This is a genomic window from Gilliamella sp. LMG 34359, from assembly GCF_984569085.1.
Genome location: NZ_OZ474906.1, coordinates 1,799,970 through 1,816,502, shown reverse-complemented (window position 1 = coordinate 1,816,502; position 16,533 = coordinate 1,799,970). Strand labels below are relative to the sequence as shown.

Sequence of the window (16,533 nt, the reverse complement as noted above, 5' to 3'; positions counted from 1 at the left end):
ATTAAATCAACGACGATTTAATTTACCACCAGGTCGCATTTGTTCGTCTAGTATTGATAACACTGATTGTTTTATCATTATACCGATTTCTTTGCCGTCCTCCTCGCTAATATCACCTCCGCCAACATTGACTGGTACATTTACAGTAATACTGCCGCCAGATGATTTAGATGTATTAAGGAAATTTTTTAAATCAGCATTTGTGCGCGCATCAACAACTCTCTCGCCTTTATCGAGTAACCAAGTTCCTTCGCGTGGTATATTATCAATACCACTATGAGCCATACCCGATATGGTTTGGGAAGCAATTAATCCAACGTTAGCCATACCTAGCCCCATTACAGTGGCTGCTGCTATTTCACCCATAGGTTCACCTAGCTCTCTTGCTTTATTTGCTGCAACCAATGTACTTATCGTTGCCTGCGCAATCGCCGCTGCACGGCTTGCTAAAAACATCACTTTATATGCTGCTGATGATTCGCCAGCCGTTTGTTTGAACATATCAGCAATTGAACCAGTTAATGTTGAAAATGTACTTAACGCCGCCATTTTGTATGCAGATTGCAACTCTTGTTGCTTATTCTGCATAGTTTCCTCGATGCTCACAACAGCATCAGCATATTCCTGTTGATTTATTAACTTTTCCTTTAACAAATCACGTTGAATTGCTATCTGCTGTTCTTTCCAATCTCTTAGATTTTTTTCATCTTCAGCAACTTTGATTAGCTCACTACCTGGTCCATTATAAGAATTTTGAATACTTAACGTAGGCGCTGATTGAATCATTTTTTGATTCATTTTTTTAAGCAACTCTTCACGTTCTTGCAAGGAAACGTTACTTTTTTCAAGAACTGACAAATTTTGTTTGTAACTATCAAATTGTTGTTCGGTAGGACTACGCATTGAATCAAGAATAGATTTGTATTCTTTTTGGGCATTAAGTTGATCAATCTCAATGGCTTTATTTTCTAAAGCTTTTTTTTGCTTACCAGATAATACTTTTAACTCACCCTCTGCTAATTGGCGTCGGATTTTTTGAAGTTCAGTGATATCTTTATAGGCATTAATTTGATCGTTAAGTTTTCCAAGTTGGGATTGATAAAGATTAGTTGGATTTTTATCCAAACTACTACGCTTTAGCTTCTCTTGTTCTTGATAAGACTTTCGTAACTTCTCAATGTACTCTTTCAATTTTTCAGCTAATTCATCTGACATTTCTGCTGATAGTTCCTGATTGGTCACTAAAGCAATAAGGTCTTCTGAATGTGCCAATGCTGCATTACCCGCTGCTTTTTGTAAACCGGCTAATATGTAAACCTGTTCCGCGGATAATCCTGTTTTTTGGCTGTTTGTTTCTAGATCTTGGTTTAATATACGAAGTTGGTAACCGAGGTTTGGAAAATCTGCTACGTCAAGCTTTTTAAGACCTCCAGCCGTTTCCTCTGACGCTTTTTTAGTGGCATCTATCTTTATTTTGGTTTCTGCTAGTGCTGCTATATTTTGCAATAACGAGCCTGTTATTGTGTTAAGAAGGTTTGTGAACTGTTCTCCACCACCCGTTGCATTAATTAAACTTATACCTGCTTCATTAATTCCCTCTCCGAACTCTTTTGAGGTAATTTCCCCCTCTATAACTTTATTTTTTAACACCTCAATTTGATTAATATATTTAGCTATTGCTTTTTCATTTTCTGGCGAGAGATACGGCAACATACTTGAATAATCAAATGACGGTATTAGCTCTGTTAATTTGTCACTTAATATATTTTTAATTTCTGATACGTCGCTATTAACAGCTTTTACATTGACTTTAATTTCCGCGTCAAGTCCTGCTCTAATGTTACCTTGACGTGCTTTATCAAGTTCTTTGTATTTTGCAATCAATTGATCAACAGGTAATTGTAGCTCTTCGATTGGTTTTTTAGCACTATTCGCGCCATCTCTCATTGAGAAAAAAGCTGTCCCAACAGCTAAGGCTGTCATCGCTAATCCTAATGGGCCACCAAGCACTCCTAATAAGCTACTACCGGCACGAGTTAAAATAGTCATTGCGCTACTTGATAACTTAAGTCTCTCATTTGCTGCCCTAAGTCCATTTTTAGCCTGCGTTTCCCTTTCAGTTAGAGCAATTTCTTGAGCTTCAAGTGCTAAAACAGCTCTACGTACATGCATGCTAGAACGAATACCGGAAATTCTTTGTAATCTAGCAATTGTCGCCTGTTTGGTGCTTGCAATAGATTGTTTTTCAACTGCTATTCTTTGCAGTTCGGACTCAGCAAGATGTTTTTGAGCTAATGCTAAATTTCTGGTTGTATTAATTTGATTTACTATTTGGGCTGAAACTTTTTTTAATGAAGTATATGCACCATTTAGATAATTGCTAAATTTGGCCGATACAACTGCCGCTCCAGCTACCGAAACTAATCCAATATTATCAGCTAAAATTTTTAAAGCTTTGGATATATTATTAGTTAATCCAAGACTATTATTTAATTCGCCGACTAATTGTCCTAAATCATTAGATATTGCATTAAAGCCACCTTGAAGCGTATCACCCATGGCATCTGCCATTTTACCCGTTTCATCTTTGGCGTTAATCATCGCTTCAGAAAGTTGACGCATTGAAATTTCACCAGACATACCGAGTTGGATAATGGTAGCTTCAGATTCTCCCATGGAGTCAGATAATGCAGTAGCAACATTAGATGTTGATAACAATATTGTTTTAAAATCATCACCGCTTACTTTACCCGTAAGCAGTGATTCATTAATTGCTTTTATACTTGTCGATACGTCATCTGCTGATGTCGCATTTATTTTATAACTATTTGACATCGCCTCGATAAAATCGACCGTTTCATTAGTACTGTAACCTAAATCAGACATTGATGAAGCAGTCGCAATATATAACTTTTGGGAATCTGAAATCGCTTTACCATTTCTGTTACTTATTGCAAGTAACCTGTCTTGAACTAATTGATAATCATCAGCAGAACCGCCAACTGAAGCTATTGCCATTTTGACACGATTGGCCATTTGCCCATAGTCATCGGCCATTTTCAAAATACCAGTAATTGAAAAATCAACTCCAAGTGTTTTGGTCATCTCGGAGGCTGAAATTTTTAACTTACTTAAATGCGCATTGATTGCTTGAATTGATTTCTTATTGTTAGCAATGTGTTGATCAAAACGCCGTGAATATTTCTCCATTGTTTTATAATAATCATTACCAAGACGGGTTGCTCTTTTAATTTCTCGTTGATACGATTCTGAATTTGCACTGAGTCGTATCACCAATTCTCGCGGTATAGCCATATTATTTTCCAATTAAGTTAGATAATGCGTCGAATAAAGTGACTGGTTGCTTTTTCTCTTCTCTAAATTTAATTAAACAGTCGTCGAAAGAGACTTTTCCACCTTGTGAGCGGTATATAGATGAAGAAATTTGAGCTGCATGCCAGTCATTTCGCTCGTCACTGATAGGATTTAATTTATCAAATGCGACCCAGTAGTAAAATTCACTAGCTGAAAGTGATTGCTCAAGTTCAGCTAGCGTTTTACCAAGCCTTAATGCTAGCTTTAATTTAAAGAAAAGCTCTGGTTCATTTTCTACTTTTTTTCAGCCTCTTTGAGAGGATCGTTATTTAACTCTATCAATTCGAGGGCTTTATTCAGTACTCGAGTATGAACAGGACCATAACTTTCTACTAACGCCTCCATTTCTTTACTGTCATTACTATTGAAAATAAGATTACCGTTTTTATCAATTACGGTTGCAGCAAATAATAAAGTTTCAGCTTTGATATTAAGTAAGTCTTTTTCTTGCTCAGTTAATGAGTCATCTTTTGACGTTTTTTCAATGGATTTTACATAACGATAAAAATCAATATGTAACGGTTCTCGAACACAAATTGTTGTATTCCATTCTGCCACCTGAAACTCTTTAGTGCGAAAGCCTGAATTTTTAGCAGTGATAATTTTCTTTAAATTCATTATGATGTTTTCTCCACAAATTAATTAGCTGGAGTCGGTTCATTAAATACAAATGAGCCTTTTACTTTGAATGCGAATGAACCAGTTAAAATGCCATTCTTTTCACCTTTAAACTCAAAATTGGTAACACGCGCAATCCAGTCAACAGAACTACCATCCTCATGTTGGATTTTAAATGCGTAATTATTACCTGACTCATAGGATTCTCTTAAAGCTTTTTGACCATCATTTGCAATAACAAAATTAACGTTCATTGATACAGTTGGTTCAGCCGGTAATCCACTAATGGTTTCTTTGGTACGAGATGAAAGTGTTGAGACATCAATCTCTTCACCTTCTGGTGATGTCATGGAATAGTCGGTTACCGTACACTCTAAACTTAATTTTGGGGTGGTATCAGTGATGAATTTTGTTGAAGGATCTTTACTAATAAATACACCGATATCTCTAGTTTTGGTATATTCGCTTTGTGATTTTTGTACTTCAGTCATGTTAGTTTCTCCAAAAATAAAAAAAACCGCAATTAAGCGGCAAATAGGTTAATTTTTACTTACTGATTATTAAAGGTATAGCTCTTATGATGCTCGATAGAGTTATATATTTAATTCGTGGTTAGGGTGACTTTTAACATTGAAAGGTTTCAATTGTTATTAGTATATTATTGCATCTGTCTTTCCTATAGATTAAAAATCTATAAATATCATTATGCAAATCAAATAGTTAAATTATATAAACATGGTTTATTTGTATAGAGTGAAAGTTAAAAACTAAGCTCTATTTAATTGATTACGCCAATTATTTTTTTTATTGCTTTTTTATCTTGATTGCACATCTCAATAACATTCAAGAGATGCTCGTTATAGCTAACACTATCGCCGAATGTCATTTTTTGTGGTGGTAAATTTGCTATGCAATCACTGAGCAGATTTGCTGGAATTGGCTGATTCACGTAAACTTTTCGCTCGGTTGTACAGGCTACCAGAGATAGACATAGGTACGAACTGATTAGCGCAATCATTATCTTTGAGTTGTTCATTGATCTGCTCCTGACGTGAAATAGATTGATTTTCTAGCTCACGTTTTGATTGTTCGTTAGCGGCAATAATCTGATTATTTCTCTCGATAGTTTGCTGTAATTGTTGCATCTGTGAAGATAATTCAGTCATTTTCTGTTTTGCTGTTTGTTCATCTTCAAAACATTGATAAGCAAAATAAATGCTAAAAATAACAATAATTAATAATATTATCGGAGACAGCTTATAAAGTAGTTTTAATTTATCCATCAGACTAACCCATTGACGTAAACTGTTTTACCGCCCTGTTTAACCGCAGTTAACACGATTTGGCGGTTATTGCTCGGACTAAATCCAATATGAACCCACTGGTTGTGCTCCTGGATTAATTTGTCAAACTGCACACCGGCATCAATTAAACGTTGGCAAATCGCTTTCGGCGTCCCATATGCACAATGAAAATCAACGGCAAGCCCTTTGGTGTGCGCGCTAGTTGGTGAACCGCCTACTTGAGTATTGAGTGCCGGACAACGATAGCCTGATGTGATAATAATCGGGAAACCTAAAACTTTTCTTACACACTCCAATTTATTGGCAGTTAGCTTGATATTGGGCATTAATTGAGCTGGTACAGAATTGTTTATTTTGGCTCTCTCGCCTGTGGTTGAGCGGGTAAATTCCTCAAGCGTAAAATGTTCGGTTAGTTGCATTAGTTATCTCCTTTGGCTTTTTTAATCAGTCTTTCTTCCAGCGCTTTAATTAGTGTTGCGCCTGACCAACCGGCCAACCCAGCTATACCGCCTGCTAGTTCAAAATCCCAGTTAAAATAACTAGCAGCAAGAACCACAAGAGAACCAGCAAAAGTTGATACACATATCTGACCTATCAACGTACCAACTCTGAATTTACCACCATTTATAACATGATAAGAATAGCTTGCTAATGAACCGAGCGAAGTAATGATAAATAGGTATACAACAACCGTCCAGTTGACGTTGTTTGGGTCTTTTATTGGCATGATAAAATCTTTATGTTAGTTAATAGAAATGACAGCGTGCTAGCTAAGCATTGGTTGGTTGTGTGTGTGTCTAGCGTTGCTGTCGATGCTGTAGCTCTTCACTAAGGTATCTAATTTTGACTATGTCAAAAATTAGTAGAAGTGATGAGAGAAACTTTATTTAAAATAGATAATTAGCGGAAATATAGTGTCTGCCATGAATTAAAATTAAGGTTAATTGTCTATAAACAAGCATAAAAAACCGCAATTAAGCGGTTAATTTAGCATTTTGAATTAGTTGATTTTTCTAAAAAATAATCATTTCCAAATCGTATCGTTAAGTTAGTTATAACTCTTTTATGATAAAGATCTTTAATGTAAACAAATTGATACTTTTCCTTTTTCTTAATTAGAGAGTCATAGAAGAAAAGCGCTAAAATTCAAAAAATGTAGCTTCGCCACTATAAAATAGATAGTGGTAATCCGTTAAATTATTGAGCCACTATTCCGAAAAATAGATATAAAAGAACAGATTGATAACAAAATAAATCATCAAAAACGAATTACATATTGTTAATCTTTTCATTTTATTTTTATTTAAAAATATATTCTCACCTTCAAAAGATAAGTACTTATCCCATCTCTTAAATTGATTATAGGGTATTCTCTGTTTGAAAATATTACTCAAAACTAAAAAACAAAGCGCTAACTTTCAATATCTCGATTCAGTTAGATTTATTTGCTATATAATCGATAATTCTTTTATAGAATCTTAGACTAAATTTATATTAAATCTTTAGTTAAAATAATCCCTAACTGGAATTATAAAGTTAACTAGATAATTTTTAGCATTATTTAAGTTTTACGAATATAGTTATAAAAATTATACAAAAGATGAGCAAGGTAATTTTTTAAGAAATCTATTTCATTAACAACTAAAAATAATTAAATTATTTTTGATTAAGCGTTTGAGCTTTATTATAAGTTAACTCACAATGATAACCATCAATAGAACGCTGATAAGCTCCTATCGACCTAATACTAGGACTTAAAGAGAAGTAAAATAAAAGGTAAAATAGTCATTTTAATTCTGCTACATTGATAAGCTCGCCAATATTCAATAGTAGAAATAAAATATAAATCATTGAATAAAATTAAAAAAAGATTGTAGATTTAAAAAATCAAGATGAATAATATGGCGTTAACTAGAACTGAAATTAATGAGCGTAGTAACGAAAAACGTGGTATAAAAAATAAAGCATTTAAATTAAATATAAACGATATAGCAATGATTAAACAAACTGCTATAGATTTAAATATGTCGGAAGCAAAGCTAGTAGTAGAAGCTATTAAATTCTATAAAGACAATAAAAAAGCCTCATGAGAGGCTTTCTTGGTAATTCAATATTGAACGTTGTTCTTGTAGAGTGATTTCATTTAGATGTTTTCTTGGGTTACCACACATCCAACAAGAACACGCTGCGGGTGTTACTACATGCCTTTTTAGAGCCTTTCTTGAAGTAGCACCATAAAAGTCATTCTTTCTAGTATCTAAACATCGTTTAATCTGATGTCGTCTATATGCTCTTGTTCTCATATTTTTCTAATTAGTTAACTAATTAGATAATAAAAAAAGCTCTTTTTTAGAGCTTTATATACAACTATTGCATTCTGAGTACTTTATATCACACCTCTCTTAAGAAATCAAATTTTTTATAAAAATTTATTTTTTAACATCTCTAATTCAATCCCGGAATTGCTTTTTATTGCGGCAAAATACCCTGTTAAAAAATCCTCACCACTTTTTTTTCAGTTTATCAATTGCATTCCAATTGGTTTTAAATCTTTTGGCAATATCAACAATCGGTAATGGTTTAACCATGTAGAGTTTCTCCTCTCTAATACCTCGGGCAATTTTTTTAGAATTTGGTAAATTATGAAAACCTTGCGCTTGTCTTTTCCTTCCGCTTTAACGCATCTAGCCACAGCTATATAGTCAGTAAACTCTTGTTTTTTTTTCACCCAATAATAGAGTATCAATGTATTATATATATCTTTGGATTGAGGCATTTTCAGCGATAAGATAGTCAGATGTAGGCATCTGCATTGGTAAAATTTGAATTTTCGTGTACTTGTTAATGGCGTCGCCTACAAGATTAAAAATAAAAAACAACCAATTGATTAATAGGGTTAAAAAATAAAATAAAAATACCGTAAAAAAATACCGTTTTATTTATTGGTATACCAACATTCAAATCGAGTAATTTCAACGCGCATCGTTTTAGCCTCACCTTTATCGATTCTTCGGTAAACATTGCCCGCAACACCTGAGGTAACGGGCTCTATGTTAGGTAAGACTCTCTCAAATGACATTGTTGCGATTGCACCTTCGCTTTCTATTTGTATATTCGCGTAACCTCTGTTATCAATGAATGACGTTAAACTTACACTATACCGCGAGTCCGATTTTTTAATATTTAGGTAGCCCACTTTTTCATAGCGATTAACATTATTTAAAGTATCAAATGTATGTATATATATTGATATGTATCCAGAGAAAAAATACAACATAATGCCGTTAATGGTGTTCTTATATCTACCAGGTGCTTGACATAAGAACACACCCGAACCGTCATCGAAAAGCCCTTCAAGTATAATATGAGTATTTTTATCTCGAGTGAACAGTTGTACAACGTTCTCTCCGTATCTATCGTAAATATCTGATGTGCGGCAAAAACTAGTTTCTATAAATGGTTTATCAGCCGGTGCAACTAGGTCTTGCTGATCCCTAAACGTTCTATAATTTTTTAGCAAATCTTTAGTTGTAAGTTTAGCTTGATAGTTCACAATAAAATCGAAATGACCAAAGAACACACTATTTGTCAGGCTCATATCTCCTATTAATTGAATTCTATTTAGCCCATATTTCAGATCTTTAATGTATTCTGGGGTATCCACCGCCGAGTACTCACCATACCATAACATCGAACCTACGATTTTTGATTCACTATTACCCGTTAGCACATCCGTTACTTTAATGCTCGATGTTCTGGCATCCCCCAACATCCGGCGGTAAACAATGGAAGCGTTAGGATGCTCACACCAAACCCAAATATCGAGCAGTACTTTGTTTTTGCAATCAAATTTTTGGGGATTAACATAAGGATTAACACCATATTTACAACTTGTTGTCGTAGATGAAGTATTAACACCTATGGGTGAATTACCCCTATCATCTAAAAAGTGTACGCTTTCATACGTGTTGCTGTCGTTAATTTTAACAATGCGATTATAAAATAGATTGGCAATCCAGCATGCCTGAAACGAATGTCCCAAATCCAACCAGTGTGTATTATCTGGTTGGAGATCTGCGTAGTTATACTCATTTGTATTTGACATCCACTTTTTCATCTCGGCGTCTAAGTCTAACAAGGGAATATTTCGAGTACACGCAATGTACCTTTTCATACTATTTATGCGTTCGATCTTAAAGGGTTTGCTATCCATATCCCCCGTTGATTTTAAACGGACAACGTTGCACGTCAATATAATAGGTAAGGCGCCAATCTTTTCTATTTTATCAATTAATAAATTTGTTTGCTGTAATGTATCCGCCAATAAGTCTCCTTTGTTATGACCAGCATCGTTAATGCCAAATCCAAACATTACAATATCGACTTTGCCATAATGGGGATTATTAGTTATCGCATTTTCAAAATTTTGCACTGCCCAACCGTCATCCAGTCGTTTACCTGAATACCCCGCGTTATAAACATGGATATTGTCATTATTGTACATTGTCCGTAATATCGCTTGTAATATCACAGGCCAAGAATTTGGGGCATTATCGTTGTGATTTGTACCAAATTTATTTCGCGTCCATCCAGTAGTCGCATGCCCATCTGTTGTTGAATCACCATAACATGCGATTTTTACTGTTTGACCCGCAGCCATCTGAGCAATCCAATAATTTAGTTTACCTTTGTTGTCGATTCCAAGTGGTGTGTTAAACTCTGACATTTTTACCTCGTTAGGATTTTATTATAGTACTTAATTTATTAATTATTTGAAAAATAAAGATAAAGAACAAATTAAATACCGTAAAATTTTTTGAATTTATTCGATCTGTTTCTCAATCTTTTTATATTAGAATAATGCCCGACGATTACGATTTAGAATTAGCAGGCGATATGCTACATAATTAACAGTCACGACGATCATAACTACGTTTTCTATCAAAATGATGATGACATGTTTGATATCGCCGATTTTGTGATGTTGTCTGATGTTGTTGAGTATTGAAGATTGAAGTTCGTTGCGATGATTGTTAACTCAATTCTGGTTTTGTTGGAAAAATAACATTGATATCCAATGCGTCTAATTTTTTTAGACTAATTCGATATAGTTTCCATTTTTTTTACATTGTTACATCTTTATCAGTCGCCTGGTCGAACTCTATTTTATCGATGAGTATATCTATTTCGTTGTTAGCTTCATTCAATAACGATTCTTTAATTTGCTGATTTTGAAAATTATTTGCTCGTCCGTAAAACTCATTGTTTCAGGATTAACAAGAACTAATTTACCATTTTCACATTTTAACTCTTTCCCCTTTTTATTAGCTTTAATAGCCATTTCAGCATATTCTTGATTTGTAAATATCATATTAATATCCTCGTATTGTCCAACGAGCTAAAATTCTATCCGGAAAGCTGGGTGTAAATGATATTATTCAAAATTCATGAAGTTCGAGATGAGTATATGCAAATTCAGTTTGAGCCCATCAACCATTGTCTACTTTATCAATACTTTTCCCATATCTACATAATTTCATTGGTTTTAGCAAGTTAATAAATGTTGTATAAACCGTGTTTTTAATTGGTGTCTCTATAAATTGGACATCAGATTGCTCTACAAATCCGTCAGAATAAATACGATACCACGAATTATCATTGCTATATAATTAAATGATATAAAATTTATTATCAAAGTCACGTTACATTTTATGTATCGTTCTCTGTAGTCTGCCGAACCTGTCGTAAGATGAGTGGCGTTCAATTCTACTTAAAAATATTAGCTCCTTTAAAAAAACTTGCTTGTATTTCGGTATCCTTGAAACCAGTAACGGTAAAACTTCACTTAGACAGATGTTTGCAAATCGTTTTTTGTTTAATACTCAGGATATTATGAACCTTCTACAAAAAGGTAAGAACGTTTCAAGATCTGATCTGATTAAAATATTTAGTTCCCCAAAAAGAGATGTGATAGTTGAAATTGTGGGACCTTTAGTAATATTTGCTACTTTTAATTCAAGACTTAATCTTGAGATTAATGATATTATTAAATGGATTAACTTTCTTAAGAGTGTTTCAATTGTGGGAAAGTTATACGATTTAATAGATTTCCCTAATCCAGAAGAAGATGCGTATTTATACGTTCTTATTAAACTGATTCAGTAAAATTTCCTTTAATATCTGCCGTGAGATTGGTATTGTGATTGTAGAATTGGTTACGGTGCGTTTTCGCACCGATTGAAGTTAAATTTGCTGAATTTTAGGCACAAAAAAACCGCTCTAGGCGGCGGTTGTTTATTGTTTGTTAGTTTTTTTTAATGTTTCAATTTCTTTTGATAATTCCTGTATCGCTTTTACAATAGGAGGAATAAATGAATCGTAGCTCAATGAATAAACATCACTTCCTCCTTTAACTGAGGCATGGTGTAATCCTGAAAAATCAACTCCCATTTGTTTACAAAGAGCTTCTACTTCTTGAGCTATAAACCATTCGTGTTCACGAGTGCGTTTTTTAGTTTTTGCTAAATAATCAGCCTCATTAAACTCTAGTTTTGTTTTATAGATTGGTTGTTTATTTTCATCTAAGCCAACTTGAATTTTATGATCATCAAAATAATCATCTCTTATATTCCATTTTCCACGAACGGGGCGTAAACCTAAAATAAAATCTAGACCTAAATCACAATCTCTAATATCAGTTTTATCCCTAATGTCAGAACGTAATTGTAATGATTGATAGGCATAAGGTGTTGTGAATGAATTACCTAGTTGAATTTCATTACTGCCTTTTACTGATGATTTATATCCTATTGCTGTTGAATTATAAACATTAGTACATTCTGAACCATCTATCATAAACTCCATTGCTCTAGAGCCAATTGCTGTATTTCTTATTTGATTGCCATTTTCACCCAGATAGTTTAGAGCACGAAAACCTATAGCTGTATTATCAGATTTACCACCACTAGTTAATGCTCCTGCTCCAACAACTGTGCTATTTTTTGCTGTCGTACCAGATGCTAAAGCGTTATATCCAACAATTGTATTGTAATTGCAATTAGTAGTTGAATCGATTTCTGAAAAATAATTAACGACTAACGTTGTTCCTTCACCAACAATATTTTCGGGAGCAGTACAAGTATATGTATTTTCATCGATAACGTTTATAACTAACCAGAGATAATCTGCAGTTATAGAATTTAATATTCCCGTTTTAAATAAAATTTTAACTGTAAAACCAGAAGTATAACCATGATTTGGTTGTGTAATAGAAATTATGCCATTTGCAACAGTATATTCACCATTTGCTTTTTCACTTGTTAACTCTTTCCCTGTCGGACTGACATTGGACTCTAATAATCTACCAGCACAAAAACCTACAGCTGTATTATTCAATCCTCTTTTGAGGTATTGTAAAGATTTATCACCTAATGCAGTATGCCCATCTGAATGTGTATAAAATAGTGTTGATGCACCCACTGCTACACAGTTATTTTTATCCGTTGGGAAAGTATTAATTATTTTTTTATCAAAATTGACAGGGCAATCACCAGCCCCTGATGCTACACCAATATGAATATTACTATTTCCAGTTACATTAGTTTGCCCTGCATTTCTACCTATGGCAATATTGTTATACCCTGTTGTATTATAACGCATAGTATTATCACCAAAAGCTGCATTGCGACTACCAGTTACATTATCTCCAGTGCCGTTATTACTAAATAAACTTTCAAAACCAAAAGCGGTATTATAAACACCGTTCTCCATTGAATAGAGTGCTTGATATCCGATTGCGTAGTTATTTTTAACATTAACAGCATTAAACATAGCTCTCGGCCCAATTGCTATTAGATTTGTACCTATTGCGCCATTTGGTGTTTCTTCTATTTTACTCAACGCATCCTGACCAATAGCTTGTATATATCTTCCCGACCGAATAGACATCGAATGATACAACGCAGGGATTAAAGTACCATCTTTTCTACGAAAGAAGCCATTACAATATTTATTACCCGTATAAACCTTAGTGACAAAATATGTCAAACCGCATAAATCAATAAGTTTATCTTTTAAAGTTTCTTCAATCTTACGGAATACTTTATCTTCATTTGTTAAACCATCACCAATAGCGCCAAAATCTTTAACAGAAATATTATCAGCGTTTTTATCATGTAGTGTTCTAACAATTGCGTCAGGAAATGAATGTTTTACCATAATGTTGGTATCATCTATTACATCATTACTAATATTACTTAAATTTGATTGAGTGACGTGCTCTAATATTACCTGACTACCTTTAATTGGAGCGTTATTAAATACTATTTTAACGCCTAATGGGTTATTTAAACCCTCAATGTGATAATTGTTAACCTGAATACCTTTAATCTTTACAATAAGATTTGATGCATTGACTATTTGGCAGAAAAATGGAAAAACAGCAGTACTACCATCGGCTATATATTCAAATTTGGTTAGTTGCTTAGTGACTGACACTATTTATCTCCTTTCATATTCATATTGTATTATTTTTTTGAAAGTGTTTTGATTTTAAATAGCTACGCCTATTCTTGCTTCAGCAAACTGGCAATCTTTTACTGCTGTCATCAATGCGAATGAACGAGTTTTAGCGCTACCTCGATCAGCATGAGCGCCACAATATCTGACGTTCTCGGCAACAAATACAGATATAAGTTTTTTTGTAATTGTATTTGTGCTGTTATCATAATTTACTCGTCTGATGAAACTAACTCCACCCTAATTGGTTTAGGAGACATACTGCCGTTTGATAATTGATAATTGATAATTGATAATCGATTTCTTGTTTTTCGCTATAGCCATGATTATAAAGCATTAGCTTTGCAATAATAGACTTAAACTCGCCGTTTAAACCTTTATTAACCATTCAGATAGTTGACTTGGGTGACCTATTTTTTTCTTATCACCCTTTTTCATAATCTTTCCTTTAATTAACTTAAATATACATGATTGCAGGTATTTTTCTTTCTCCTTCACCTAAACTAGGATTATTTATAATTTTCCCTTTGTACCACAATGATGCGCTACCACCGCCATCAAGATTAAATGCATGAATGCAACCAAGATCTTTCATTTTTCTAGCTACTTGCTCCATTGTACAACCAGCAAATCCAGATTTACCATCAACAGCAAGCAAAATATAACTTCCATCTTTTTTCTGTCCTAAACACATTCTAGCGGATAAATATCCAACCCAACCATTATAATCTAACAATTTATTTGGAACTGGATCATATACCTCACCATCTACAACAAGTGGGGCTCGAAATATTGCTGTTTGCCATGCGTTTTCAGCAATACTAGCTGAGGCAATCATCAAAGGGTTATTGGAACTATAACTAGGTGTTGAAAAATCGCGACATGTTAAGCTATTGTATCTATCAATGACAAGCATGCTGCGTGCCCACCAAAAGTTTTCTGTTCCATATGTATCATATACAGTTCCATTGACGACGATATCACCAAGTTTTTTACTTGGAACATGCCAAGCACTGCTATTCCATGCTAAGGTTGCATTATCAATAGATTTCATCCAGTCAGATAGTGTTTTAAAATCGTTAGTATTAGCTGCTTGTTGTATTTTTCGATAATCATTGACTCGAAATTCAATAAGGTATGAGGTTGCCTCATTTAGATCTGAATCATGCTCTTTTATAATTGGCTCTGAAATATAATCATTGATTGACGGCTTAATAATATTTAATTTCTGTTCATTATAAGTATTTGTTACATCAGCAGAAGAATCATTTCTAATGGTTTTTATTTCTCCAGGGGCATAAAATTCATTGTTAAAGTATTGGCCATTTGTTACCTCTTTACTAAACCATAATAATCCTGTATTTGTTTGTGTAACGTCTGTGTAAAATTTATTATTAAAAACAGAAATACTATCAGTGTATTCAATTTTTATACCTGATGATAAACAATGAAAACTACAATCATGTATTCGCCAGAATTTACTTGGGTAGGTATTTCCTCTTGTTTGTGCATTTAAATTGGCATCACCAATAATAATTGCATAACCTGTTTTAACAGCTCGATCAAATACACAATTGAATAAATCAACATTAACACATCCGGTTGCCCTAATATTACAAGCTTTTTCGTTAGAAGTTAGATTTGAATTGTGAACTTTTACATCAGTACATGCCTCTAATTTTATTGTATCTGTTATGGTACTGGCTGTAATATTATTAATCATAAGACCATTACAAAAGTATGCTCTAATCCCGCCATGCTTTAACATCTCCTTATCACGCAATGAACCTGTAATAACCAAATTATCTAAAATTATTTTAGATAATCTTGCGGTACTCGTACCAATTAAAGATATACTAGAAGCGACACAATTTGCTATACGGGTATTGAGGATACGAATTTCAGTAGCAGCAAATGACATTGTTGGTTCAATATAAATCCCATTTAGGAACTCTTGAAATTCACAATTGTCGATTAATACGTGATTAGCATTTAGAACAGTTAATCCATTGAATGCTCGACTCTTAATCGAAGTAAATTTACAACAACGAATAGAATACCCACTTGTTATCGTACGCGATTGACCAATTTGAAGGCTCGAATGTAAAAAATTCACACCGTTTAACGCAACCGGAGTATAGATTTGTTCATTATCTTTTGGCGCAAGTTTCACTACCAGATTATTAAATGTTACATTTGAAACATTCATTCTACGTCCAATATAAAAAACCACACTAGGAGAAAGATCTCCATTGTCAGGAGCCTTAAAAGAAACAGCGCCTGTAGAAATAAATTCTCTTTTTAATTCAATATCTGACGAAATAATATAAGTGCCGCTCGGGAATAATAAAATTCCACCATTTTTATACGTTTCATCAATTGCTTTAGTAATGGCTAAGGTGTCATCCTGTAGTCCATCCCCTACGGCTCCGAACTCTTTAACTGAAAAAATATTTGATTTTTTATCATACTCTTGCGATGAATTCATTTAATTATCTCCTTAATAGCCTTTTTAATTTGATTACACATTTCAATAACATTGAGTAAATGCTCCTTGTATCTGATGCTATCGCCGAACGTCATTTTTTGTGGCGGTAAATTTGCAATGCAATTACTGAGCAGATTTGCTGGAATTGGCTGATTCACGTAGACTTTTCGCTCGGTTGTACAGGCTACCAGAGATAGACATAGGCACGAACTGACTAGCACAGTCATTATT

14 protein-coding genes and 2 pseudogenes are annotated in these 16,533 nt (G+C 33.8%); 1 reads left to right on the top strand and 15 read right to left on the bottom strand.

What is annotated here, in order from left to right; translation table 11 throughout:
• Positions 1-6 precede the first annotated feature (6 nt).
• From AC5LXV_RS08445 to AC5LXV_RS08410, 8 genes and pseudogenes are all read right to left on the bottom strand, one after another.
• On the bottom strand, positions 7-3,315 hold the full coding sequence (locus AC5LXV_RS08445; RefSeq protein WP_493466129.1) for a tape measure protein: 3,309 nt from the start codon (positions 3,313-3,315) through the stop codon (positions 7-9).
• Position 3,316: 1 nt separating this feature from the next.
• Positions 3,317-3,517 (bottom strand): annotated as a pseudogene (locus tag AC5LXV_RS08440) (phage tail assembly protein T); the annotation flags it as partial.
• A gap of 92 nt (positions 3,518-3,609) precedes the next feature.
• Positions 3,610-3,993 (bottom strand): phage tail assembly chaperone, encoded by a 384-nt coding sequence (locus tag AC5LXV_RS08435; RefSeq protein ID WP_110433881.1) that lies wholly within the window; start codon positions 3,991-3,993, stop codon positions 3,610-3,612.
• A gap of 20 nt (positions 3,994-4,013) precedes the next feature.
• Positions 4,014-4,484: a phage tail tube protein gene (locus AC5LXV_RS08430; protein ID WP_110433882.1), complete on the bottom strand. Its 471-nt coding sequence runs from the start codon at positions 4,482-4,484 to the stop codon at positions 4,014-4,016.
• 287 nt (positions 4,485-4,771) lie between these two features.
• Positions 4,772-5,011 (bottom strand): Rz1-like lysis system protein LysC, encoded by a 240-nt coding sequence (lysC, locus tag AC5LXV_RS08425; protein ID WP_493466128.1) that lies wholly within the window; start codon positions 5,009-5,011, stop codon positions 4,772-4,774.
• Positions 4,908-5,276, bottom strand: a complete 369-nt coding sequence (locus AC5LXV_RS08420) for a DUF2570 family protein (RefSeq protein ID WP_493451581.1) — start codon at positions 5,274-5,276, stop codon at positions 4,908-4,910. Before AC5LXV_RS08420 ends, lysC (AC5LXV_RS08425) begins: the two co-directional genes overlap by 104 nt.
• Positions 5,276-5,716: a D-Ala-D-Ala carboxypeptidase family metallohydrolase gene (locus AC5LXV_RS08415; RefSeq protein ID WP_493444501.1), complete on the bottom strand. Its 441-nt coding sequence runs from the start codon at positions 5,714-5,716 to the stop codon at positions 5,276-5,278. Before AC5LXV_RS08415 ends, AC5LXV_RS08420 begins: the two co-directional genes overlap by 1 nt.
• Positions 5,716-6,024 carry a phage holin family protein gene (locus tag AC5LXV_RS08410; protein WP_110433885.1) on the bottom strand — a complete coding sequence of 103 codons (309 nt, stop codon included), beginning with the start codon at positions 6,022-6,024 and terminating at the stop codon, positions 5,716-5,718. The genes AC5LXV_RS08415 and AC5LXV_RS08410 overlap by 1 nt, the downstream gene beginning before the upstream one ends.
• A gap of 1,174 nt (positions 6,025-7,198) precedes the next feature.
• Between AC5LXV_RS08410 and AC5LXV_RS08405 the strand changes: the two genes are divergently transcribed.
• Complete coding sequence (locus AC5LXV_RS08405) at positions 7,199-7,387, top strand: ribbon-helix-helix protein, CopG family (protein ID WP_110433886.1); 189 nt, start codon at positions 7,199-7,201, stop codon at positions 7,385-7,387.
• On the opposite strand, the gene AC5LXV_RS08400 is transcribed toward AC5LXV_RS08405, so the two are convergent.
• The 7 genes and pseudogenes from AC5LXV_RS08400 to lysC (AC5LXV_RS08370) all read right to left on the bottom strand — a co-directional run bounded on the left by AC5LXV_RS08400 (position 7,382) and on the right by lysC (AC5LXV_RS08370) (position 16,529).
• Complete coding sequence (locus AC5LXV_RS08400; RefSeq protein WP_493466127.1) at positions 7,382-7,600, bottom strand: hypothetical protein; 219 nt, start codon at positions 7,598-7,600, stop codon at positions 7,382-7,384. The genes AC5LXV_RS08405 and AC5LXV_RS08400 overlap by 6 nt on opposite strands.
• A gap of 632 nt (positions 7,601-8,232) precedes the next feature.
• Positions 8,233-10,023, bottom strand: coding sequence for an SGNH/GDSL hydrolase family protein (locus AC5LXV_RS08395; protein ID WP_493466126.1), 1,791 nt, complete (start codon positions 10,021-10,023; stop codon positions 8,233-8,235).
• A 477-nt stretch (positions 10,024-10,500) separates the two neighbouring features.
• Positions 10,501-10,668: a hypothetical protein gene (locus tag AC5LXV_RS08390; RefSeq protein WP_493466125.1), complete on the bottom strand. Its 168-nt coding sequence runs from the start codon at positions 10,666-10,668 to the stop codon at positions 10,501-10,503.
• 923 nt (positions 10,669-11,591) lie between these two features.
• On the bottom strand, positions 11,592-13,793 hold the full coding sequence (locus tag AC5LXV_RS08385; protein ID WP_493466124.1) for a tail fiber domain-containing protein: 2,202 nt from the start codon (positions 13,791-13,793) through the stop codon (positions 11,592-11,594).
• Positions 13,794-13,850: 57 nt separating this feature from the next.
• Positions 13,851-14,003 (bottom strand): annotated as a pseudogene (locus AC5LXV_RS08380) (PBSX family phage terminase large subunit); the annotation flags it as partial.
• A 268-nt stretch (positions 14,004-14,271) separates the two neighbouring features.
• The gene (locus tag AC5LXV_RS08375) at positions 14,272-16,302 is read right to left on the bottom strand and encodes a phosphodiester glycosidase family protein (protein ID WP_493466123.1); all 2,031 of its coding nucleotides are present in this window, start codon (positions 16,300-16,302) and stop codon (positions 14,272-14,274) included.
• A complete protein-coding gene (gene lysC / locus AC5LXV_RS08370; RefSeq protein WP_493451587.1) occupies positions 16,299-16,529 on the bottom strand; it encodes an Rz1-like lysis system protein LysC in 231 nt (76 codons plus the stop codon). Before lysC (AC5LXV_RS08370) ends, AC5LXV_RS08375 begins: the two co-directional genes overlap by 4 nt.
• Positions 16,530-16,533: the final 4 nt, after the last annotated feature.